This window comes from Sphingomonas pseudosanguinis (assembly GCF_052056765.1).
Classification (GTDB): Bacteria; Pseudomonadota; Alphaproteobacteria; order Sphingomonadales; family Sphingomonadaceae; genus Sphingomonas; species Sphingomonas pseudosanguinis.
Map to the genome: position 1 here is coordinate 2,392,116 of NZ_CP189888.1, position 21,759 is coordinate 2,413,874.

General features: G+C 66.6%; 18 protein-coding genes. 5 read left to right on the forward strand and 13 right to left on the reverse strand.

Annotated features, from left to right (window positions below; translation table 11 throughout):
• Nucleotides 1–47 precede the first annotated feature (47 nt).
• Nucleotides 48–2,204, forward strand: coding sequence for a histidine kinase dimerization/phosphoacceptor domain -containing protein (locus ACQHGV_RS10760; RefSeq protein WP_440978188.1), 2,157 nt, complete (start codon nucleotides 48–50; stop codon nucleotides 2,202–2,204).
• Between the two features lie 237 nt (nucleotides 2,205–2,441).
• On the opposite strand, the gene ACQHGV_RS10765 is transcribed toward ACQHGV_RS10760, so the two are convergent.
• The 7 genes from ACQHGV_RS10765 to rpiA form a co-directional block, all read right to left on the reverse strand.
• Nucleotides 2,442–2,816 carry a biliverdin-producing heme oxygenase gene (locus tag ACQHGV_RS10765; RefSeq protein WP_440978189.1) on the reverse strand — a complete coding sequence of 125 codons (375 nt, stop codon included), beginning with the start codon at nucleotides 2,814–2,816 and terminating at the stop codon, nucleotides 2,442–2,444.
• Nucleotides 2,817–2,947: 131 nt separating this feature from the next.
• Entirely contained in the window at nucleotides 2,948–3,697 is a 750-nt protein-coding gene (locus ACQHGV_RS10770) for an HAD-IIB family hydrolase (RefSeq protein WP_312487830.1), read from the reverse strand.
• Nucleotides 3,694–4,515, reverse strand: coding sequence for a Cof-type HAD-IIB family hydrolase (locus tag ACQHGV_RS10775; RefSeq protein WP_440978190.1), 822 nt, complete (start codon nucleotides 4,513–4,515; stop codon nucleotides 3,694–3,696). Before ACQHGV_RS10775 ends, ACQHGV_RS10770 begins: the two co-directional genes overlap by 4 nt.
• Nucleotides 4,512–5,495 (reverse strand): phosphogluconate dehydrogenase (NAD(+)-dependent, decarboxylating), encoded by a 984-nt coding sequence (gene gnd, locus ACQHGV_RS10780; protein ID WP_440978191.1) that lies wholly within the window; start codon nucleotides 5,493–5,495, stop codon nucleotides 4,512–4,514. The genes ACQHGV_RS10775 and gnd overlap by 4 nt, the downstream gene beginning before the upstream one ends.
• A gap of 74 nt (nucleotides 5,496–5,569) precedes the next feature.
• Nucleotides 5,570–6,691, reverse strand: a complete 1,122-nt coding sequence (gene tal, locus ACQHGV_RS10785; RefSeq protein WP_440978192.1) for a transaldolase — start codon at nucleotides 6,689–6,691, stop codon at nucleotides 5,570–5,572.
• Complete coding sequence (tkt, locus tag ACQHGV_RS10790) at nucleotides 6,691–8,778, reverse strand: transketolase (protein ID WP_440978193.1); 2,088 nt, start codon at nucleotides 8,776–8,778, stop codon at nucleotides 6,691–6,693. Before tkt ends, tal begins: the two co-directional genes overlap by 1 nt.
• A gap of 72 nt (nucleotides 8,779–8,850) precedes the next feature.
• Nucleotides 8,851–9,522, reverse strand: coding sequence for a ribose-5-phosphate isomerase RpiA (gene rpiA, locus ACQHGV_RS10795; protein WP_440978194.1), 672 nt, complete (start codon nucleotides 9,520–9,522; stop codon nucleotides 8,851–8,853).
• Between the two features lie 267 nt (nucleotides 9,523–9,789).
• Between rpiA and ACQHGV_RS10800 the strand changes: the two genes are divergently transcribed.
• Genes ACQHGV_RS10800 through ACQHGV_RS10810 form a run of 3 tightly spaced genes read left to right on the forward strand, consistent with a single transcriptional unit; the run spans nucleotide 9,790 to nucleotide 15,792 of the window.
• Complete coding sequence (locus ACQHGV_RS10800) at nucleotides 9,790–10,974, forward strand: efflux RND transporter periplasmic adaptor subunit (RefSeq protein WP_440978195.1); 1,185 nt, start codon at nucleotides 9,790–9,792, stop codon at nucleotides 10,972–10,974.
• A gap of 7 nt (nucleotides 10,975–10,981) precedes the next feature.
• Complete coding sequence (locus ACQHGV_RS10805; RefSeq protein WP_440978196.1) at nucleotides 10,982–14,209, forward strand: multidrug efflux RND transporter permease subunit; 3,228 nt, start codon at nucleotides 10,982–10,984, stop codon at nucleotides 14,207–14,209.
• Nucleotides 14,209–15,792, forward strand: a complete 1,584-nt coding sequence (locus tag ACQHGV_RS10810) for an efflux transporter outer membrane subunit (RefSeq protein ID WP_440978197.1) — start codon at nucleotides 14,209–14,211, stop codon at nucleotides 15,790–15,792. The genes ACQHGV_RS10805 and ACQHGV_RS10810 overlap by 1 nt, the downstream gene beginning before the upstream one ends.
• A 48-nt stretch (nucleotides 15,793–15,840) precedes the next feature.
• Here ACQHGV_RS10810 and ACQHGV_RS10815 read toward each other — a convergent pair whose 3' ends face one another.
• The 6 genes from ACQHGV_RS10815 to ACQHGV_RS10840 form a co-directional block, all read right to left on the reverse strand.
• A complete protein-coding gene (locus ACQHGV_RS10815; protein ID WP_183950562.1) occupies nucleotides 15,841–16,224 on the reverse strand; it encodes a phasin family protein in 384 nt (127 codons plus the stop codon).
• Between the two features lie 58 nt (nucleotides 16,225–16,282).
• Nucleotides 16,283–16,738, reverse strand: coding sequence for a hypothetical protein (locus ACQHGV_RS10820; RefSeq protein ID WP_440978198.1), 456 nt, complete (start codon nucleotides 16,736–16,738; stop codon nucleotides 16,283–16,285).
• Nucleotides 16,728–17,195 (reverse strand): hypothetical protein, encoded by a 468-nt coding sequence (locus ACQHGV_RS10825; protein ID WP_440978199.1) that lies wholly within the window; start codon nucleotides 17,193–17,195, stop codon nucleotides 16,728–16,730. Before ACQHGV_RS10825 ends, ACQHGV_RS10820 begins: the two co-directional genes overlap by 11 nt.
• A gap of 50 nt (nucleotides 17,196–17,245) precedes the next feature.
• Nucleotides 17,246–17,593, reverse strand: a complete 348-nt coding sequence (locus tag ACQHGV_RS10830; RefSeq protein WP_409787210.1) for a hypothetical protein — start codon at nucleotides 17,591–17,593, stop codon at nucleotides 17,246–17,248.
• A 67-nt stretch (nucleotides 17,594–17,660) separates the two neighbouring features.
• Nucleotides 17,661–18,209, reverse strand: a complete 549-nt coding sequence (locus ACQHGV_RS10835; RefSeq protein WP_440978200.1) for a helix-turn-helix domain-containing protein — start codon at nucleotides 18,207–18,209, stop codon at nucleotides 17,661–17,663.
• Between the two features lie 142 nt (nucleotides 18,210–18,351).
• Entirely contained in the window at nucleotides 18,352–18,549 is a 198-nt protein-coding gene (locus ACQHGV_RS10840; protein WP_183950558.1) for a hypothetical protein, read from the reverse strand.
• Between the two features lie 368 nt (nucleotides 18,550–18,917).
• Here ACQHGV_RS10840 and acnA point away from each other — a divergent pair, with 368 nt between their 5' ends.
• Nucleotides 18,918–21,605, forward strand: coding sequence for an aconitate hydratase AcnA (gene acnA / locus ACQHGV_RS10845; protein ID WP_440978201.1), 2,688 nt, complete (start codon nucleotides 18,918–18,920; stop codon nucleotides 21,603–21,605).
• Nucleotides 21,606–21,759: the final 154 nt, after the last annotated feature.

A 21,759-nucleotide genomic window follows, 5' to 3' on the forward strand; every position in this document is an offset into this window, starting at 1 on the left:
CCCCAGGAAACCCGGCATGTGGCGTAGGTGAGGAAAGTCCGACCCTGATGGCCACGCGCCTCGTCGAGACCGATCCGGGCCAGGATATCACGGCCTGCGATCGGGAACCCATTCATATACCCGGCGCGATCCAGCCGCATGGGCTGTTGCTGGTGGTCGAGGGACAGCCCTTGACCGTCATCGCCGGCGCCGGCGCGATCGAGGAGCGGCTGGCCAGCGACTGGCTCAACGCCCCGCTCGCCGCGCTGCTGGGTGCCGAAGTCGCCGACATGCTCTCGGCGATGCCGGCGGGCCCGGGATCGATGACTGCGACTCGCCCGGTCCGGGGCAGTACCGAATCGTTCGCGGTGACCGCGCATCGTCTGGACGGCGAACGGCTGCTCGTCGAGTTGGAGCCAGCGCTGACCGACGCGCCCTGGGGGGCGGGCAGTCCGCTCAGCTGGCTCGATGCCGCGGCGACCAGTTTCGAGCGCACCGGCGACCTGCAGAATCTCTACGAGCGCGCCGCGACCACCTTTCGCACGCTGACCGGGTTCGACCGGGTCATGCTGTACCGCTTCCTGGACGATGATTCGGGGCGGGTCGTGGCCGAGGCGAAGGCGCCGGGGCTTCATTCCTTCCTCCATCATCATTTCCCCGCCTCCGACATTCCGAAACAGGCGCGCGCGCTCTATATCCGCAACCGCACGCGCAGCATCCCCGATGCGGGCTATGTCCCCGCCCCCCTGCGGCCCGAAGGGTTCGAGACGATCGACCTCAGCGATGTCGGTCTGCGCAGCGTGTCGCCGGTCCATGTCCGCTATCTGCGCAACATGGGGGTCGAGGCGTCGGCATCCATCTCGATCGTCAAGGACGGGCTGCTCTGGGGGATGATCGCCTGTCACCACCGGACGCCGCATCGCCTGTCGCCCGAACTGCGCGCCGCCGCCGCCACGCTGGCGAGCGGGCTGGCCCGTCAGATCCGCGCGAAGGAAGAGGCCGAGCTCTACCGCGAACGCTTCCGCCTGCGCGCCGCCGAGGATGCGATCCTGCCGCGCCTCGCCGGCCAGGGTGAGGTCGTCCCCGCCATCCGGCATCTGTTGCCCGACCTGATGGGGATGATGAACGCGACCGGCTTCGCGCTGATCGATGGCGGCCGGGTCTATGCCCATGGCCATTGTCCGCCGACGCTGGCGCTGCTGGAAATCGCGCAATGGGCGCTGCTGCGGGGCGGTGGCGAGCTTTACTGCACGCACGAGCTGGGCGCGGTGATGCCCGATGCCGAGGCGCTGGCAGCGACCGCCAGCGGCGTGCTGTCGCTGCCGCTGATCGATGGCAGCCTCAGCCTGCTGTGGTTCCGCGCCGAACAGATCGAAGAGGTGGAATGGGCGGGCAATCCGCACAAGTCGGTCGCCTTGCGCCCCGACGAAACGCTCAGCCCGCGCGCCTCGTTCGAAAGCTGGCGTGAGACGGTGCGCGGCCGTTCGCGGCGCTGGACCCTGGAAGAGGTGGAGGCGGCGCACCGGCTGCGCCGCGCGCTGCACGACAGTTTCCAGAACAACCGCCTGCGCGGCCTGAACGCCGCGCTGCAACGGACGCTCGACGACAAGGACCTGCTGCTCCAGCAGAAGGACGTGTTGATGAAGGAGGTGGACCACCGCGTCCAGAACAGCCTCCAGCTCGTCTCGTCCTTCCTGGCGCTCCAGGCCAAGGCGGCGAGCGATCCGGGCGTGCGCGAACAGCTGACCGAGGCGCAGGCGCGCCTGTCCGCGGTCGCGCTCGTCCATCGCCGGCTCTACCGCGACGACCAGATTCAGACGGTCGATCTGGCGCGGTATCTGGAGGAGCTGGTCGGCGACATGAAGCAGTCGCTCGGTGCCGACTGGGGCTCGCAGATGCGGCTCGATCTGGCGCCCGTGCTGATGCCGACCGATCGTGCGATCAATCTGGGGCTGGTTACGACCGAGCTGATCATCAACGCCACCAAATACGCCTATGACGGCGCGGCCGGGCCGGTGACGATCACGCTGGAGCAATATGGCAACCGCCTGCGCCTGGTCGTGGCCGACGAAGGACGCGGCCGGACCGACGAGCCGATCGGCGACGGAAGCGGCTTTGGCAGCCGGATGATGGCGGCGATGATGCAACGTCTGTCCGGCTCGATCGAATATGACGACAACCAGCCTGGGCTGAGGGCCATCGTGATCGCGCCGATCGCGGATTGAGGGGGCGGGCGGGATTCGTTGTCCGTCCCCCTTAACGCCCCCAAACGCTCGTTCAGCCTGAGCGAAGTCGAAGGCCACGGGACGGGCCCTTAGCCGCCCTCACCCTTCCCACCCGCTAACGCGGGTGGGCCCCTTCCTTCTCCCGGCGGGAGAGGGAGGCGCGGAGCGGCGGAAGGGTGAGGGTGTTGAGGTCAGTCCCTTGGCCTTCGACTTCGCTCAGGCTGAACGGGGGCGGGTTTAAGCGGCTTGTTTATAGAGCGCGAAGACCCGTTCGGCCGCCGCCACCGCGCGGTCGATCCACGCCGCGTCATCGGCCGCGGCGTCCAGCGCTTGCCGGAAATCACGCCACTCGCCGGGGCCGAAGGCCGATTCAAGATAGGCCCTGGGCAATCCCTCGCCCACCTGCCGGGCCAGCATCACGCCGCCCAGTCGCGACCCTTCGATCACGTACAGCGCGCCCCAACGCGCCGCCTGGTCATCGGCGATCGCGAAGGGCAAAGGTTCGGGCATGTCGCAACCCAGAGCGGCCAGATCCGCCGCCAGCGCGTCCCGGCGCGGCCGCCACGCAAAGCCGATCGACCGATCCGAGAGCCATGCCTCGACCGCCGGCAAGGCGCGCGCATGGGCGATCAGGAACGCCGTGTAGCTTTCCCGATCGTCCAGCCGATACGCGCCATAAGCCGCATCTACCGCCTCGTGCGCCGGTCCGGTGCGGGCGCGTAAGGCAGCGGAGGCGTTCGAGCTTACTTCTTCAGGCAGGCGACGATCCCCGCGATGACCGCCAGCGTCTCTTCCGGGTCGCGCACGCGCACCGTGTCGAGGCCCAGTTCCTTGGCCGGATAGTCGTTGCCGCCGGGGAAGATGGCGTCGCCGATGAACATCATCGCATCGAGTTCGATGCCACTGGCGTCACGCAGCTTCTTCAGGCCGTACGCCTTGTCGACGCCCTCCCGGGTGATGTCGATCGAGGTCGCGCCGCCCATGTTGATCGACAGGCCCGGCAGGCGCTGCTTCAGATCGGCCTGGATGACCTTGCGCTTTTCGAACTTGGGGTCCCAATGTTCCTTGGCATCGATCGGCGCCTGCTGGCCGAGTGCGGAGAAGGTGATCTGGCTGCCGCGATCCTCGATCCGCTCGCCCCAGGTCTGTTCGGGCACGAAGCCGGTCGCCTCCAGCGAGGCGTCGAACGCCTCCAGAATCTTGGCCTTGGTCGCATCGTCGAACAGCTCGGCATAGACCGGGGTCCAGCTACCGTCCTTGTACGTGTAGAGCTTGGTGCCGGTGGTCGGCATCAGCCACAGCTTGGTACGGTCGGCGCGTTCGGGCAGGCGGCTTGCCACCTGCTTGTCGAACTGCGGCCAGTCCCCGCCCGAGATCACCGCGACATGCGCGACGTCGAGCAGGTCGGCCAGCGCCTCCCCCATCGGTTCGCCCAGGGGCTGTTTGCTTTCGGCCAGCGTACCGTCGAGGTCGAACGCAACCAGTTGCTTCATGAAGGCACTCCGATTCTGGGCATGATAAAGGTATCGATGGCATAGGCCACGCCATCGTCCGCGTTGGAACGGGTGTGTACCGATATCTGTTCCCTAACCGCATCGGGGGCATTTGCCATCACGATCGGTAGGCCCGCGCGTCTCAACATGGGAAGATCATTGGCCTGGTCGCCCAGCACCGCGACCTCCTCCAGCGAGACGCCGAACGCCTTGGCCAAGGTCGCCACGCCATCGCCCTTGTTCGCTTCCAACGCGGTCACGTCGAGATAATAGGTCTGCGACTGGGCGATGGTCGCGGCCTCGCCATGCGCGTCATTGGCACGGTCGTGCAGACCGCGCAGCAGTTCGGCATCGTCGCTGACGAGCGTGATCTTGTCGATCTTGTCGACCAGCGCGGTGAAATCCTGCGTTATCACCGGCTCCTGCGCGGAGGCCTTGCGCTCATGCTCGACATGGGTGCCCTCTGCGCTGCTGGCGTACCAGCGGTCGTTGGCGAAGACCCAGATGGCGACGGGGCTGTCCGCCGCCATCGCCAGCACGTCATTGACCACCGCGACCGGTACCCGGAACCGCGCGTCGACCGAGCCGTCGCGGCGGAACACGGTGCCGCCGTTGAACGCCCCGATCGGCGCGTCGATCGCCAGTTCGTCCGCCAGCCAGCCCAAACCCGAACGCGGTCGGGCGCTGATGATGGTGAAGCCGACGCCCGCCGCCTCCAGCCGCCTGACGGCGGCGATGGTGGCGGCGCGCAGCGTCTTGTCGGGGTCGACGAGCGTGCCGTCGACGTCCGACACGACAAGCCGGATGGGTTTCGTCATTGCGGGATTTCGGTGTGGCCGCCAAAGCCGAAGCGCATCGCCGACAGCACCTTGTCGCCATAGGTGTGGTCCACCCGGCTGCGATAGCGTGCGAACAGCGAGGCGGTCAGGACGTTGGCCGGGACCTTCTCCTCCATCGCCGCGTCGATCGTCCACTGGCCCTCGCCCGAATCGGCGACATGGCCCGAGAACTGTTCCAGCATCTCATCCTTGGCCAGCGCGATCGCGGTCAGGTCGAGCAGCCAGGACGAGATCACGCTGCCGCGACGCCACACCTCGGCGATGTCGGTCAGGTTCAGGTCGAAGCGCTCGTCCTCGGGCAGCTTGTCGCTGTTCTTCGACTTGAGGATGTCGAAGCCCTCGGCATAGGCCTGCATCAGGCCGTACTCGATGCCATTGTGGATCATCTTGACAAAGTGGCCCGCGCCCGCCGGCCCCGCATGGATATAGCCCTTCTCGGCGCGCGCATCGACCTTGTCGGCGATGCGGCCCGGCGTGCGGACGATGTCGCCCAGGCCGGGTGCCAGCGCGTCGAAGATCGGGTCGAGGTGATCGACCGTTTCCTTGTCGCCGCCGATCATCATGCAATAGCCGCGCTCCAGGCCCCAGACGCCGCCCGAGGTGCCGACATCGACATAATGAATGCCCTGTTCGGCCAGCATCTTGGCGCGGCGGATGTCGTCCTTGTAGAAGCTGTTGCCGCCGTCGATGACGACGTCGCCGTCCTTGGCCAGCTTGGCGATCTCCGCGATCGTGTCTTCGGTCGGGGCGCCGGCGGGCAGCATCACCCACCAGATCGCCTTGTCCGCGAGCTTGGCGGCCATGTCCTCCAGCCCGGTGGCGGCTTCCGCGCCGTCCTTGGCGAGCATCTGCACCGCCTCGTCGCTGCGATCCCAGGCCACCACCTGATGCCCAGCCTGCATCAGGCGGCGTGCGATATTGCCTCCCATGCGGCCGAGGCCGACCAGACCGATCTTCATGCGGGAACTCCGTTACTGTCGTGAAAAAGAGAAAGGCCCCCTCCCCGTGTCTGGGGAGGGGGCCTGCCGGGGCGTCAGGCCGCCGGCTGCTTCTGGCCGATGGCGCCGAGCAGATCGTCGAACGCCTTGACGAAGGAGGCGACCCCCTCGGCGACCAGCGTGTCGGTCACGCCGTTCAGGTCCAGGCCCAACCGCTCGGCTTCGGCCAGCACTTGGCGAGCCTCGTCGATGTCGGCGGTCAGCGTCTCGGCCACCGTGCCATGGTCGCGGAAGGCGTCCATGGTCTTGGGCGGCATGGTGTTGACCGTGTCCGGCCCGATCAGCGTGTCGATATAGAGCGTGTCGGGGAAGGACGGGTCCTTGGTCCCCGTCGACGCCCAGAGCAGCCGCTGCGGCTGTGCGCCCTTGGCGGCCAGCGCCTGCCAGCGGTCGGACTTCAGAAAGTCCAGATACCACTGATAGGCCATCTTGGCGTTGGCGATGGCGACCTTGCCACGCACGGCCTTCAGCGCATCCGACTCCGCATCCCCGGCGGCGACGCGCTCGTCGATCTTCTTGTCGATCGCCGAGTCGATACGGCTGATGAAGAAGCTGGCGACGCTGGCGATCCGGTCGATCGGCTGGCCGGCCTTCACCCGCTCCTCCAGGCCGGTCGCATAGGCTTCGGCCACCTTGATATAGGCGTCGACCGAGAAGAGCAGCGTCACGTTGACGTTGATCCCCTTGGCGATGGTCGCCGAGATCGCCGGCGCGCCCGCATCGGTGCCCGGGATCTTGATCATCAGATTGGGGCGGTCGACCGCGTGCCACAGCTTCTCGGCCTCGGCGATGGTCGCGTCGGTATCGTCGGCGATGTAAGGCGACACCTCCAGGCTGACATAGCCGTCCTTGGCGTCCAGCTTGTCATAGACGGGCTTCAGCGTTTCCGCCGCCGCCTTGATGTCCTGGATCGCCAGATGCTCGTAACGGTCGATGGTCGCCGCGCCGGGATTTTCCTTGTCGAAGGCGGCGAGCGTGGCGTCATAGGCGTCGCCATGCCCCATCGCCTTTTCGAAGATCGACGGGTTGGAGGTCACGCCGGTCAGCCCGTCCTCGGCGACGAGCTTTTCCAAGCCCTTCGCCTCGAGGAACTTGCGATCGACGAAATCGAGCCAGGGGGCGCAGCCCTTGGCGCCCAGTTCCGACAGCTTGCTCATCACTTGGTCTCCACCAATTCGCGGGCCACCTTCACGACATTGTCGAGGGTGAAGCCGAACTTGTCCTGCAGCTTGGATATGGGGGCCGAGGCACCGAACGTCGACATGGTGATCGTGCGGCCCTCGAACCCGACATAGCGGTCCCAGCCGATCGACCCGGCCTGCTCGACCGCCAGACGCGCGGTGACGGCGCGCGGCAGGACGCTTTCCTTATACGCGGCGTCCTGCATCTCGAAGCGATACCAGCTGGGCAGCGAGACGACGCGCGCCTTGATCCCGTCGGCACTCAGCTTCTCATAGGCGTCGGTCACCAGCGACAGCTCCGAGCCGGTGGCGATCAGGATGACGTCCGGCGTGCCCTCGCAATCGGCGAGGACGTAGCCGCCCTTCTTCAGGCCCGAAGCCGGTGCATACTTGCCGCGATCCAGCGTCGGCAGCGCCTGACGCGAGAAGATCAGCGCGGTCGGGTGGCTGGCCGACTCGGCGGCGCAGCGCCACGCCTCGGCGACTTCGTTGGCATCACCGGGGCGGATGGTGTCGAGGCCGGGGATCGCACGCAGCGTCGCCAGATGCTCGATCGGCTGGTGGGTCGGACCGTCCTCGCCCACGCCGATCGAGTCGTGCGTGAAGACGAACACCGCGCCCAGCTCCATGATCGCGGCCAGACGGATCGGCGCGCGCATATAGTCGGAGAAGACCAGGAAGGTCGCGCCGTAGGAGCGCAGATGCGACAGCGCCATGCCGTCGACGATCGCGCCCATCGAATGCTCGCGCACGCCGAAGTGCAGGTTGCGGCCGTCATAGCTGCCCGCCTGGAACGACCCGCCATCCTTGATCAGCGTCTTGGTCGAGGGCGCGAGGTCGGCCGAACCGCCGACGAGCCACGGCACCTTGGCGGCGATGGCGTTCTGTACCTTGCCGCCCGAATCGCGGCTGGCGACGCCCTTGGCATCCGCCTCGAACACCGGGATGTCTGCATCCCAGCCGTCCGGGAGCTTGTCAGCGAGCATCGCGTCGAGTTGGGCGGCGAGTTCGGGATATTCGGCGCGATACTTGTCGACCATCGCGACCCATTCGTCTCGGAGCGGCTTGCCGCGCTGCTCGATCGCGCCCTGGAAGGCTTCGCGCACGCCTTCGGGAACCAGGAACTTGGCGTCCTCGGGCCAGCCATAGGCCTTCTTGGTCGCGCGGATCGCGTCCTCGCCCAGCGGCTCGCCATGCGCCTTTTCGCTACCCGCCTTGGGGCTGCCATAGCCGATCACCGACTTCACGACGATGAAGGTCGGCTTGTCCTGGGTCGCCTTGAAATTGTCGAGCGCGGCGGTCAGCGCGCCGACGTCGTTGGCGTCGTCGACATGGATGACGTTCCAGCCATAGGCCTCGAACCGCTTGCCCACATCCTCGTCGAACGCCAGGTCGGTGCCGCCCTCGATCGAAATCTGGTTCGAGTCGTAGATCCAGCAGAGGTTCGACAGCTTGAGGTGCCCGGCGGTCGAGGCCGCCTCGGACGCCACACCCTCCATCATGTCGCCGTCGCCGCACACGACATAGACGTCATGGTCGAAGATAGGGAAACCCTCGCGGTTGAAATGCGCGGCCAGCCAGCGCTCGGCGATCGCCATGCCGACCGAATTGCCACAGCCCGCGCCCAGCGGGCCGGTCGTCGTCTCGACGCCCGTCGTGTGGCGATATTCGGGGTGGCCCGGCGTCTTGGAATTGAGCTGGCGGAAGCCCTTCAGGTCCTCCAGGCTCAGCGCGGGCTTGCCCGACTTCTGGCCGTCCGCGTCGATCTCCTCGATGCCCGCGAGATGGATCAGCGAGTAGAGTAGCATCGAGGCGTGGCCGACCGACAGCACGAAGCGGTCGCGATTGGGCCAGTCGGCATGGGCGGGATCGTAGCGGAGGAATTTCGACCAGATGGTGTGACCGACCGGGGCCAGCGCCATCGGCGTACCGGGGTGGCCCGAATTGGCCTGCTGCACCGCATCCATCGACAGGGTGCGGATGGTGTCGATGGTCAGGCGCTCGATCGACCCGTCCTCGTGGAGATGGCTGTCGGCCACGGCGGTATTGGTGGCATCGGTCATGAAACTGGCCTCATCCTCTAATGTACGATCGAACGCCTCCGCGCTCGCTCTGGTTACCATGCGCGTCCGGCCTTAGCGCGGGTTCCGTTCCCGTTCCAGCCGGGTAACGATGCCGTTGTCGGCAATATAGGCGGCGTCGATCTCCGTCAGGAAAAGCCCGTGCCCGACCACCCCCGGGATCGCCATCAATGCCGATGCCAGCGCCTCCGGTGCGCTATCGTCCCAGCCATATCCGTCGACAACGATATGGCCGTTGTCGGTGCGATAGTCCGGCCGTTCCTCGCAATGCGCGAACCACGGTGCAAGCCGGTCGATCACGAAACGCCTGGCGAACGGCAATATCTCGATCGGCAGCTTGGCCGTCCCGAGACGCTCGACCCGTTTCGATCCGTCCGCGATGACGATCATCCGGTCGGCGGCGGTGGCCACCACCTTCTCCCGCAGCATCGCGCCACCCGCGCCCTTGACCGCCCGCAAAGCGCCGTCGATGGCATCCGCGCCGTCGATCGCGACATCGACCCGCGCGACATCGGCGAAATCGCGCACGATCAGGCCCAGCGACCGCGCCAGCGCCGCGCTCGCGTCCGAAGTGGCGACCGTCTCGATCCGCAACCGCCGCTCGGCCAGTGCGGCGATGGCGTGGGCCGCCGTCGAGCCGGTGCCCAGCCCCACGAGCATATCGTCGCAAATTTCGCGCACGGCGGCATCGGCGGCAAGGCGCTTATCGGCATCCCGATCGGTCATGTCCCTTGAAAATGCTTCAGAACCTCAAAGGGTCCCCGCGCCAGCGCTTTTGCCGCACCGCGACAAATTGCGACAATTAAGGCGGAGGATTTAGGCCATGATCGCTTGCCTTTTCGCGCTCCCATCGTGCACTTTGTCACAGGTCAGCAACGTTTCGCGGGTTCATGCATTGACGCGCGGGTCGCCTTGCGCGGCACAAATCTCAGGCAGGTGAACGAATTGAACTTTCCAGGCTTTCGCGGGCGCCCGATGCTCGCCGGTACGGCCATGGCCCTCGCCCTGGCGACCCTGTCGGGATGCGGCGGAGACAAGGGCGGCGCGGCCAAGGGACGCGGCGCCGGACAGCAGCAGACGCCGACCGTCGGCTTCGTCACCGTCCAGCCGACCAATGCCCCGATCGTCACCGAACTGGCGGCGCGCACCACCGCCTTTGAAAGCTCCGACGTCCGCCCGCAGGTGACCGGGGTCATCCGCCGCCGCTTCTTCACCGAGGGCACGCTGGTGAAGCGCGGCCAGCCGCTCTACGAGATCGACCCGCGCCTCTATCGCGCTTCGGTCAACCAAGCCGCCGCCAACCTGCAAAGCGCACAGGCCAATGCCGAGGCGACGCGCACGCTCGCCGAACGCTATCGCCCGCTAGCGCAGATCGAAGCTATTTCGAAGCAGGATTACACCAACGCGCAGGCCAGCGCGCGCCAGGCCGCCGCGCAGGTCGCACAGACCCGCGCCGCGCTGGAGACCGCGCGCGTGAACCTGCAATTCACCACCGTCCCCGCCCCGATCACGGGCCGAATCGGTCGCTCGCTGTTCACCGTCGGCGCACTCGTCAGCGCGGGGCAGACCGATCCACTGGCGCAGATCCAGCGGCTCGACCCGATCTTCGTCGACATTCAGCAATCCGCGACCGACCTGTTGTCGCTTCGCCGCAGCCTAGCGGCACGCGACGGCCTGATCCCCGCCAGCGCGCGTGTGACGCTGCGGCTGGAAGATGGCAGCGATTACGGCCAGACCGGCACGGTCGAGTTCGCCGAGGCTGTGGTCGATCCGCAGACGGGCACGGTGACGCTGCGCGCGCGCTTCCCCAATCCGCAGGGGCTGCTGCTGCCCGGTATGTTCGTGCGCGCGCGCTTTGCCCAGGCGATCGACACCAGCGCCTATATGGTCCCGCAACAGGCGGTCTCGCGCGATCCCAAGGGCAATGCGACGCTCTTCGTCGTCGGCGCGAACGACAAGGTGGAGGAACGAAAGGTCCGTGCTGAGCGGACGCAAGGCGCTTTCTGGGTCGTCACCGACGGCCTGAAGGCCGGCGACAGGATCGTGACCCAGGGCCTCAACAATCTACGCCCCGGCCAGAGCGTGCGCGCGGTGCCCGCCGACAGCCCGCAAAAGGTCCAGCCCCCCTCGCCCGAACAGTTGAAGAAGATGCAGGGCGCCAAGGGCAAGGCGGGCTGACCGGACCATGCTCAGCCGCGTCTTCATCGATCGTCCCATCTTCGCCTGGGTCCTTGCCATCATCGTGATGCTGGCGGGCGTCGGCGCGATCATGGGCCTGCCCATCGCGCAATATCCCGACGTCGCCCCGCCCCAGGTGTCGATCCGCGCCACCTTTCCCGGCGCCTCGGCGCAGACGCTGCAGAACTCGGTCACGCAGGTCATCGAACAGCAGCTGACCGGCATCGACGGGCTGCTCTATTTCCAGTCCTCCTCCTCCAGCCGCGGCTCGGTGACGATCACCGCCACCTTCGCCAAGGGCACCGACCCCGACATCGCGCAGGTGCAGGTTCAGAACCAGGTCCAGCAATCGGTCGCGCGCCTGCCGCAACAGGTGCAGCAACAGGGCCTGGTCGTCCGCAAGTCGAACCCCGACTTCCTCCTGATCGCCGGCGTCTATGACGAGACGAACCGGATGACGAACCAGGACGTCGCCGATTACCTCGTCTCCAATCTCCAGGACCCGCTGGGCCGTATCCAGGGCGTGGGCGACACCAACGTCTTCGGTTCGCAATATGCGATGCGGATCTGGCTGAACCCGGAAAAGCTGGCCTCCTACCAGCTGATGCCGTCCGACGTGACGACCGCGATCCAGAACCAGAATACCGAGGTCGCGGCGGGCGAGGTCGGGGGCACGCCATCGGCCCAGACCCAGATGCTGAACGCGACCGTGACCTCGCAGTCGCGGCTCCAGACGCCCGAGCAGTTCCGCGAGATCATCGTCAAGACGCTGAACAACGGCGCGACCGTCAAATTGTCCGACGTGGCCCGCATCGAGCTGGGCGCGGAAAGCTATGCCGCGGTCAGCCGGATCAACCAGCATCCCGGTGCCGGTATCGCCGTCCTGATGGCGCCGGGCGCCGACGCGCTGAAGACCGCCGAACTGGTCAAGGCCGAGATCACCCGCGTCGCCAAGGGCTTTCCGCAAGGGTTGAAGGTCGCCTACGCCAACGACACGACCGCCTTCATCAAGCTGTCGATCGACGAGGTGGTCAAGACGCTGATCGAGGCGATCATCCTCGTCGTCATCGTCATGTTCGTCTTCCTGCAAAGCTGGCGCGCGACGCTGATCCCGACGATCGCGGTGCCGGTCGTGCTGCTCGGCACCTTCGCCATTTTCTATCTGGCGGGCTTCTCGATCAACACGCTGACCCTGTTCGGGCTGGTGCTGGCGATCGGCCTGCTGGTCGACGACGCGATCGTGGTCGTGGAGAATGTCGAGCGCCTGCTCGAGGAAAATCCCGACATGACCCCACGCGAGGCGACCATCGAGTCGATGAAGGAGATCACCGTCGCGCTGATCGCCATCGCGCTGGTCCTGTCGGCGGTGTTCCTGCCGATGGCGTTCTTCGGCGGGTCGACCGGCGTCATCTATCGCCAGTTCTCGATCACCATCGTCTCGGCGATGATCCTGTCGGTCGCGGTCGCGATCATCCTGAGCCCCGCGCTGACCGCCACGCTGCTCAAGCAGAAGGCGAAGGAGGGCGAAGAGGGCGCCTGGCTCGACCGGAAATTCCCGCGCGTGGCGCATGGGCTTCAGCGCGCGAAGGACGGGTTCAACCGCCGCTTCGACTGGACGGTCGACAAATATGTCTCGGGCGTGCGCACGGTCGTCGACCGCAAATGGCTTTTCTTGCTGATCTATGCGGGCGTCGTGGCGCTGCTGGCCGTCCTGTTCCTGCGCCTGCCGACCGGCTTCCTGCCGACCGAGGACCAGGGGTCGGCGATCGTCCAGTTCCGCCTGCCCGCCGGTGCGACGCAAGCGCGCACCATGGAAATCCAGCGCCGGGTCGAGCAGTATTTCGCCCAGCATGAGGGCAAGAACGTCAAGGTCCTCTTCTCCGTCGCCGGCGGCGGCGGGGGCGGCACCAGCGGCCAGAATACCGGCCAGGGCTTCATCAACTTCGTCGACTGGGCCGATCGCAAGGGCAAGGAGAACAGCGCCGACGCCATCACCGGCCGCGCCTCCGCCGCGTTCCGGGGCTTGCGCGACGCGCAGGTCTTCGCGCTGGTGCCGCCGGCCATTCGCGGCCTGGGCCAATCGGACGGTTTCACCATGGAATTGCAGAACATCTCCGGCATGCCGCTGGAGAAGTTCGAGGCGGTACGTGACCAGCTGCTCGCCAAGGCCAATGCCGACCCCATGCTCGCCTCGGTCCGCCTGACCGAACTACCCGACATCGCCACGCTGCGCGTCGACCTCGACCAGCAGAAATTGTCGGCGCTGGGCCTGACGCAGCAGCAGGTGAACTCGACCCTGTCGACCGCCTGGGGTGGTCAGTACGTCAACGACTTCATCGATCGCGGCCGCGTGAAGCGCGTCTTCGTGCAGGGCGATGCCCCCTATCGCTCCGAGCCGGAGGACCTGAAACAATGGTTCGTGCGCGGATCGAGCGGGCAGATGGCGCCCTTCTCGTCCTTCTCGACGATCAACTGGGGCGTCGCGCCGACCACCCTGTCGCGGTTCAACGGCATCCCGTCCTATGAATTTCAGGGATCGGCCGCGTCCGGCTACAGCTCGGGCGACGCGATGCAGCGCATGACCGAGCTGGCCGCCGAAATCCCCGGCACCGCGATCGCCTGGGCGGGCCTGTCCTATCAGGAACGGCTGTCGGGCGGGCAGGCGCCGATCCTCTATGGCCTGTCGATCCTGGTCGTCTTCCTGTGTCTGGCGGCGCTCTATGAAAGCTGGTCGATCCCGTTCGCGGTGCTGCTGATCATCCCGCTGGGCCTGATCGGCGCGGTCGCCTTCGTGACGCTGCGCGGGTTGACCAACGACGTCTATCTCCAGATCGGTCTGCTGACGACGATGGGGTTGGCGGCGAAGAACGCGATCCTGATGATCGAGTTCGCCGAACAGGCCGAGAAACAGGGCAAACGCGTCATCGATGCAGCCCTTGAGGCCGCCAAGATCCGTCTGCGCCCGATCCTGATGACCAGCTTCGCCTTCATCTTCGGCGTGCTGCCGCTCGCCATCTCGACCGGGGCGGGGGCCAACAGCCGGATCGCGATCGGCACCGCCGTGATCGGCGGCATGCTGACAGCCACCGTGCTGGCGATCTTCTACATTCCGCTATTCTTCGTGCTGGTGCGCCGGTCGGTGCGCAACGGGCTGGCGCGTCTGCGTGGGCGTCCGATGAGCGAGCATGGCGCGGGGCACAAGCCCGCCCCCGAAGGTGGAGCGGAGAAGGCCTGATGCGTATCCTGTCCCCCTTCCCCGCCCTGTTGCTGACCGCGACCGCATTGTCGGCCTGCTCGATGGCCCCGAAATATGAGCGGCCAGCGACGCCAGTGCCGCCGTCCTGGCCGGTGGGCGACGCCTATCTGCGCCAGTCGGAGGCGGCGCTGCCGACCGTCCGCTACACCGACATCTTCCGCGACGTCCGGTTGCAGCGGCTGATCGAACAGGCGCTGGTCAACAACCGCGACCTGCGCGTGGCCGCCGCGAACATCGCCGCGACCCGTGCGCAATATCGCATCCAGCGCGCCAGCCTGTTGCCGAATGTCAGCGCCAATGGCCGCTACAGCTATACCGACCGGGGATCGGGCGGTGCGGCCTCCAACGCCATCGGTGGCGGTGGCACCGGTATCGGCAATGGCGGGACCGGCACGGGTAATGGCGGCACCGGAAACGGGGGTGTCGGCAATGGCGGCATCGATAATGGCGGCGCCGGCGGCGTCGTCACGGGTGCCAATGGCAGCGGCAGCGCCTGGTCGGTCAATCTGGGCGTCAACGCCTTCGAACTCGACCTGTTCGGCCGCATCCGCTCGCTGACCGGTGCCGCGCTCGACCGCTATTTCGCGACCGAGGCGGCGGCGCGCGCCACCCGGCTGACGCTGGTCGGCGACATCGCCGAGGCGTGGCTGAACTATGGCGCGGATCAGAGCCTGCTGACCATCGCGCGCGATACCGCCGCCAGTGCGCAGCGCAGCGTGACGCTGACCCGCGCCCGGCTGGAGGGCGGTATCTCGCCGCGCACCGACCTGCGCCAGGCCGAACAGGTGCTGGCGACCGCGCAGGCCGATCTGGCACAGCAGACGACGGCGGTGGCGCAGGACGTCAACGCGCTGCAACTGCTGGTCGGCGCGCCGATCGACACCACGCTGCTCCCGAAGTCGATCGACGAGGCCAGCCCGACCATCGCCACCCTTCCCGCCGGGCTGGATTCGGGCATCCTGCTGCGCCGGCCCGACGTCGTGCAGGCCGAATATGAACTGCGCGCCGCCAATGCCCAGATCGGCGCGGCGCGTGCGGCGCTGTTCCCGCGCATCTCGCTGACCGGGCTGGTCGGCTTTGCCAGCACCGCGCTGTCGTCGCTGTTCTCGGGGGGCAGCTTCAACTATTCGGTCGCGCCCTCGGTCAGCTATCCCATCTTCCAGGCGGGGGCGGGCATCGCCAATGTCCGCTATTCGGAGGCGCAGCGCGACGCCCTGCTCGCGACCTATGAAAAAGCGATCCAGAGCGCGTTTCAGGAAACCGCCGATGCGCTGGCGCGACAGGGCACGATCGCGGATCAGCTGGGCGCCAATCGCCGCTTCCTGACCGCTGCCGCCGATACCTATCGCCTGACCGAGGCCAGCTATCGCGGCGGGATCACGCCGTTCCTCAATACGCTGGATGCGCAGCGGTCGCTCTATTCGGCGCAGCGGACGCTGATCGCGACGCAGCTGGCCGCGGCGAACAATCGGGTGACGCTCTATCGTGTGCTGGGCGGCGATTCGCTGCTCGATGTGACCGCCAATGGGCCGGTGCCGGCCGGGGCGACGCCAGCGCCCTGACGATCATGCCCCGCCCGGCCACCTGATGCGCCGGGCGGGGATGACCGATTATTTCTCGCCGCGCGCGGTGCCGACGGCGTCACGACCGAACTGGACGATCATCTCGCCGATCTCGCGAACCTGCGACATCGATCGGTTGCCCTGTTCGCGGATGAAATCGGACTGGATGCGCATCACGTCCGACAGATCGCGGGCGGAGGCGGCCTGACGCATCGCGGCGAACGCCTCGCGCGTGTTGGTCTCGGCCTGTTCCAGCATCTTGAGCGTCACCGCCGAGCCGCCCTCGGCCATTTTCTGTCCCGAAGCCTGCATCGCCTCGCCCGCGCCCTTCAACCGGTCGGAAAAGGCGCCCGCGCCCATATCGCCACCGATCGCGCCCGCGCCGCCACCATTGCCCATATCCTCGGCCATCGTCTCCGTCTCCTCACCCATGGTCGTGTCTGGAATGAACCCTTGGCCGCGCCGGGAGTTGCACCGACCCCGCCGGTGATCAGAAGTCCGCGAAATAGCGCTCCAGCAGCGCACGGCCGGTCTGCCCCAGGCGCAGCCCCGCATCCTCGCGGACCAGCCATCCGCGATCGATCAGCAGCGCGACCCAGCGCGGCCCGGTCTGCGCCCGCCCCGACAGGCCGATCATATCGAACAACGCGGTGTCGGATTGGGGCGTATCCGACTGGAATATGGCCAGAAGCATCTCCCAGGCGGGATCGCCCAGCATGTCGGCATGATCCCCCGCCATCCGCCGCAGGTCGAGCCGTCGCCGCAGGATGACGCGGGCGCATTCCTGCGCCGTGGGTATGCGCGGCAGGCGCGGCACCGGAACGCCGCCGGCATCGCCCGAAATGGCCTGGATGCGGCTGCGCACCTCGGTCATCGTCTCGGTGAAACGCTCCAGGCTGGCGCGGTCCTCGGCCGGCCAGTCGAGCATATAGAGTTCAGGTGCCATCGCGCGCGCCCCGCCATGGCAGGGACCAGTCCGGATCATGGCCATATCGCGCCACGCGCATCCGGTGCCGCAGCACGCCGGCGGCCAACAGTCCGATCATCGGATAGGCCAGCTTGCCCCCCGCTGCGGCATACATCCACGGCACCAGCGCGGTATCGAACCCGCGCACGCCGTGAATACCGATCGCCAGCAGATGGAGCGCCGCCAGCCATAACGGCCAGAAGCGATTGGCAAGCAGCGCCACCGTCACCAGCCCGGCCATCAGCGACAAATCGATGAGCAGTTCCAGCTTCTCCACCGTCCGGAAACTGGTCGACGGATCGAATGGCAGAAGCAGCGTGGCGACCGAGGCGAAGAACAGCATGATCGCCGTCCACCGCTCCGGCCGGCCGCCACAGATCATCGCGTACAGACAGACCAGCGTCTGCAGCGCGAGAAAGACATAGACATGCGTCACGACGCGCTCCGTTGCGGCCAGGCCATGCGGGACACGTCGCTACGCCGCAATCAGGCGGCGACGCGAAGCGGCATCGGCGCGACGCTGCCGGTCACTTCGGGCGGCTTGGGACGGGTATCGCCATAATCGTCGGCGTCGAAACCGATCGTCTTGCCGACCTTTTCGAGGATGCGGTGGCTCTGCACGGTATGGCCGCGCGCGGTGCCGATGGCGAGCATCGCCTGGCCGATCTGCTCGAAGGCATGCTGGCCAACCACTGCCGACAGCCGGGCCTCGGCGCGCGCACGTGGCAGCGCCATCGCCAGCTCGCCGACCGTCGAGAAGGCGGCATCGAGTTCGTTTTCCAACTTCCACAGCAGCTGGGTCACCTGAAGCGCTGCGTCCTGTTCCGTGATCATCGCCTGTTCCCCCGAACTCATTGCCCGAACCTGGAGCCCCGTGCCGACCGGCGCGGGGAAGATGGTGTCATCCGGCAAGGTGCGACAGACGCCCGATCACGCGGGTCATGACGTCCAATCCCGTCGCCAGCATGCCAAAGCCGATGGCGAGTGCGATCGCGATCGTGGGAACCCAGAACAGCCTTTCGGCGATGTTCATGTCGTTGCGGGTCTGACCTTGCCGCCGGAGGGGAAGAGACAAGCGGGGCGATGCGTGGACATGGCCGTCCTGCACCGCCCCGCCGACCGTACTCCCATCCGGTGCCGATGGAGGTGCCACGGCCGGCGCCGGTTCGACCAGCCCCGCAGAATCGGGTATAACTTTATTGGGGGTTGGTTCTTCTTCGATTTCAATGACTTGGTCGTTTTCGCCAGCCTCATATTCGGCCAGCGCCAGGGCGGCATCGCGGCGATTGCGCGCGCCCAGCAGACGCACCGCCTCGGCCAGATAGCTGTCGACCGTCGATTTCCCGAGCCCGAGTTCGGCGGCGATCTCCTTCGATCCCTTCAACGCCTTCACGCCACGCAGGCATTCTCGATGGCGTCGGGTAAGCAGGGCAAAGCGTTCGGGAGTCATCTCTCTTTCCGACCGCGCCGGACGAAAAGCCGGCGACACGGATCGCCCTAGCCGGGGAGGTGCACCCGCGCCAAGTCGTTCAGCGTCCGAAGCGGTGCCGATCCGGTTTTTTCGGATGGGCGCGGACCCCGCGCACCGGGTCTCAACTTGACTTGCCGGGCACCCCGATGGCCTCGATCGAGTCGAGCGCGTGCAGCAGATCGTCGAAGGCGGTGTCCTCGCGCACGGGGAACGACCGGCGGAAGCCAGTGCCCAGGACGTCCAAATCGCGTTGCGTGAGCAGACCGACCGCGACGATCGGATCGGGACGGCCCGTCCGCCCCGGTATGTCGCGGGTCATCGCCGCCACCGATTGCGACGGATGCCACGCGAACCGTTCGCGGCCACCATTGCCATATGGCCATAGCGAAACCCGCCATGCGACATGACATATGAGGTAACCACCGCGCCGTGCATTGTCCTGACTCCGTCCATCGGGCTTAAACCAGCCATTCGACCTTGGTGTTCCACGCCTTTTTCCACGGCTGCGACGAGCGGCCGCGATGGTCGACGGATTGCCGCGCGATTTGGCGGTCGACACCCTTTCCACTGGGCTTCCCCATTGCTAAGGCCGCGCGTGTCAACCGGATTTATCCCCGGCGCGCCTGCTCGCGGCTGCATGCTGCCGTGTCCCCCTGGCGCGTTCGGCTCGACCAAGAAGGGACGCCCATGACTGCGATAGGCCAGGACAGCCTGAACACCCGCTCGACGCTCGACGTCGACGGCAAGACCTATGACTATTACAGCCTCGCCAAGGCTTCCGAGCAGCTCGGCGACATCAGCCGCCTGCCCTTCTCGATGAAGGTGCTGCTGGAGAACCTGCTGCGCTTCGAGGACGGCAAGACCGTCACGCGCGAGGATATCCAGGCGATCGTCGACTGGCAGAAGACCCAGCGTTCGGACCGCGAGATCCAGTATCGCCCGGCCCGCGTGCTGATGCAGGACTTCACCGGCGTTCCTTGCGTGGTCGACCTCGCCGCGATGCGTGACGCGATCACCAAGCTGGGCGGCGACGCGGCCAAGATCAATCCGCAGGTCCCCGTCCACCTCGTCATCGACCACTCGGTCATGGTCGACGAGTTCGGCACGCCGCAGGCGTTCGAGGATAACGTCGACCTCGAATATCAGCGCAACATGGAACGCTATGAGTTCCTGAAGTGGGGATCGAAGGCGCTCGACAATTTCTCGGTCGTTCCGCCGGGCACCGGCATCTGCCACCAGGTGAACCTGGAATATATCGGTCAGGCCATCTGGTCCTCGACCGAGAGCGGCGAGCACGCCAAGGGCGGCGCGACCATCGCGTACCCGGACACGCTGGTCGGCACCGACAGCCACACCACGATGATCAACGGCCTGGGCGTGCTCGGCTGGGGCGTCGGCGGCATCGAGGCGGAAGCCGCGATGCTGGGCCAGCCCGTGTCGATGCTGATCCCCGAAGTCGTCGGCTTCAAGCTGACCGGCAAGCTCCAGGAAGGCATCACCGCCACCGATCTGGTGCTGACCATCACCCAGATGCTGCGCGCCAAGGGCGTGGTCGGCCGCTTCGTCGAGTTCTACGGCCCCGGCCTGTCGTCGATGACGCTCGCCGACCGCGCGACGATCGCCAACATGGCGCCGGAATATGGCGCGACCTGCGGCTTCTTCCCGATCGACGACAAGACGCTCGACTATATGCGCCTCACCGCGCGTTCGGACGAGAATGTCGCCCTGGTCGAGGCCTATGCCAAGGCGAACGGCTTCTGGCGTCATGACGATGCCGCCGACCCCGTCTTCACCGACACGCTGGAGCTCGACATGTCGACGGTCGTCCCGTCGCTCGCCGGTCCCAAGCGTCCGCAGGACAAGGTCGTCCTCACCGAAGTCGACGACGTGTTCAACGCCGACCTTGCCAAGGTGTACAAGAAGGACGCCCCCGCGCGTGTCGCGGTCGACGACCGTGGCCATGACATCGGCGACGGCGACGTCGTGATCGCCGCGATCACCAGCTGCACCAACACCTCGAACCCGTCGGTGCTGGTCGCAGCCGGTCTGGTCGCCCGCAAGGCGAACGCGCTGGGTCTGAAGCCCAAGCCCTGGGTCAAGACCTCGCTCGCCCCCGGCAGCCAGGTCGTCACCGATTATCTCGACAAGGCGGGCCTGACCGCCGATCTCGATGCGATCGGCTTCAACCTGGTCGGCTATGGCTGCACCACCTGCATCGGCAATTCGGGTCCGCTCGCCGAGCCGATCTCGAAGGCGATCAACGGCAACGACATCGTCGCCGCCTCGGTCCTGTCGGGCAACCGCAACTTCGAGGGCCGCGTGTCGCCCGACGTGCGCGCCAACTTCCTCGCCTCGCCGCCGCTGGTGGTCGCCTATGCGCTGAAGGGCACCGTCACGCAGGACATGCGTGAGACGCCGATCGGTCAGGGCAAGGACGGCCAGGACGTGTACCTGAAGGACATCTGGCCCTCGAACGAGGAAGTCCGTTCGCTGATGGATGCGAACATCGACGACGAGATGTTCCGCTCGCGCTACGGCAACGTCTATGCGGGCGATGCCAAGTGGTCGGCGATCGAAGTCACCGGCTCCGACACCTATGCCTGGCCCGCCGCGTCGACCTATGTCGCCAACCCGCCCTATTTCGAGGGCATGGAGATGACGCCGAAGCCCGTCACCGACATCATCGAGGCCAAGCCGCTCGCCATCCTGGGCGACTCGATCACGACCGACCACATCAGCCCGGCCGGTTCGATCAAGGCCGACAGCCCGGCAGGCACCTTCCTGCAGGAGCATCAGGTCGCCAAGAAGGACTTCAACTCCTATGGCGCGCGTCGCGGCAACCATGACGTGATGATGCGCGGCACCTTCGCCAACATCCGCATCAAGAACGAGATGGTGCCCGGCGTCGAAGGCGGCATGACCCAGTATGACGGCGAAGTGATGCCGATCTATGACGCCGCCATGCGTCACAAGGCCGACGGCACGCCGCTCGTCATCGTTGCGGGCAAGGAATATGGCACCGGTTCGTCGCGCGACTGGGCGGCGAAGGGCACCAACCTGCTCGGCGTGCGTGCGGTCATCACCGAAAGCTTCGAGCGTATCCACCGTTCGAACCTGGTCGGCATGGGCGTCCTGCCGCTTCAGTTCGCCGAGGGCGTGACCCGCGAGACGCTGAAGCTGGACGGCACCGAGACATTCACCATCCAAGGCGTGGCGAACCTTCGCCCGCGTCAGGATGTCGAAGTGATCCTGGCCCGCAAGGACGGCTCGACCGAGACCTTCCTGACGAAGTGCCGCATCGATACCGTCAACGAGCTGGAATATTTCCTGAACGGCGGCATCCTGCAGTACGTGCTGCGCAACCTGGCGGCGTAAAGGCCGGCGGCGGAGGCACCGAAGCGTTCGGAGCCTCCGCCTTCCCTTTCCTCCCCTGCAAGGGGAGGGGAACCAGCGAAGCTGGTGGAGGGGTGTCGCCCTCTCGATAGTGGGACACCCCTCCGTCAGGGCTTCGCCCTGCCACCTCCCCTTA

What these genes read in the sequence shown, in the direction of transcription:
- ACQHGV_RS10835 (WP_440978200.1), bottom strand. Translation starts at nt 18,209, where the DNA reads ATGACTCCCGAACGCTTTGCCCTGCTTACCCGACGCCATCGAGAATGC.
- ACQHGV_RS10830 (WP_409787210.1), bottom strand. Translation starts at nt 17,593, where the DNA reads ATGATCACGGAACAGGACGCAGCGCTTCAGGTGACCCAGCTGCTGTGG.
- rpiA (WP_440978194.1), bottom strand. Translation starts at nt 9,522, where the DNA reads ATGACCGATCGGGATGCCGATAAGCGCCTTGCCGCCGATGCCGCCGTG.
- ACQHGV_RS10805 (WP_440978196.1), top strand. Translation starts at nt 10,982, where the DNA reads ATGCTCAGCCGCGTCTTCATCGATCGTCCCATCTTCGCCTGGGTCCTT.
- ACQHGV_RS10820 (WP_440978198.1), bottom strand. Translation starts at nt 16,738, where the DNA reads ATGGCACCTGAACTCTATATGCTCGACTGGCCGGCCGAGGACCGCGCC.
- ACQHGV_RS10770 (WP_312487830.1), bottom strand. Translation starts at nt 3,697, where the DNA reads ATGAAGCAACTGGTTGCGTTCGACCTCGACGGTACGCTGGCCGAAAGC.
- ACQHGV_RS10815 (WP_183950562.1), bottom strand. Translation starts at nt 16,224, where the DNA reads ATGGGTGAGGAGACGGAGACGATGGCCGAGGATATGGGCAATGGTGGC.
- ACQHGV_RS10800 (WP_440978195.1), top strand. Translation starts at nt 9,790, where the DNA reads ATGGCCCTCGCCCTGGCGACCCTGTCGGGATGCGGCGGAGACAAGGGC.
- acnA (WP_440978201.1), top strand. Translation starts at nt 18,918, where the DNA reads ATGACTGCGATAGGCCAGGACAGCCTGAACACCCGCTCGACGCTCGAC.
- ACQHGV_RS10840 (WP_183950558.1), bottom strand. Translation starts at nt 18,549, where the DNA reads ATGACCCGCGACATACCGGGGCGGACGGGCCGTCCCGATCCGATCGTC.
- ACQHGV_RS10760 (WP_440978188.1), top strand. Translation starts at nt 48, where the DNA reads ATGGCCACGCGCCTCGTCGAGACCGATCCGGGCCAGGATATCACGGCC.
- ACQHGV_RS10810 (WP_440978197.1), top strand. Translation starts at nt 14,209, where the DNA reads ATGCGTATCCTGTCCCCCTTCCCCGCCCTGTTGCTGACCGCGACCGCA.
- gnd (WP_440978191.1), bottom strand. Translation starts at nt 5,495, where the DNA reads ATGAAGATCGGTCTGGTCGGCCTCGGCCGCATGGGAGGCAATATCGCA.
- tkt (WP_440978193.1), bottom strand. Translation starts at nt 8,778, where the DNA reads ATGACCGATGCCACCAATACCGCCGTGGCCGACAGCCATCTCCACGAG.
- tal (WP_440978192.1), bottom strand. Translation starts at nt 6,691, where the DNA reads ATGAGCAAGCTGTCGGAACTGGGCGCCAAGGGCTGCGCCCCCTGGCTC.
- ACQHGV_RS10775 (WP_440978190.1), bottom strand. Translation starts at nt 4,515, where the DNA reads ATGACGAAACCCATCCGGCTTGTCGTGTCGGACGTCGACGGCACGCTC.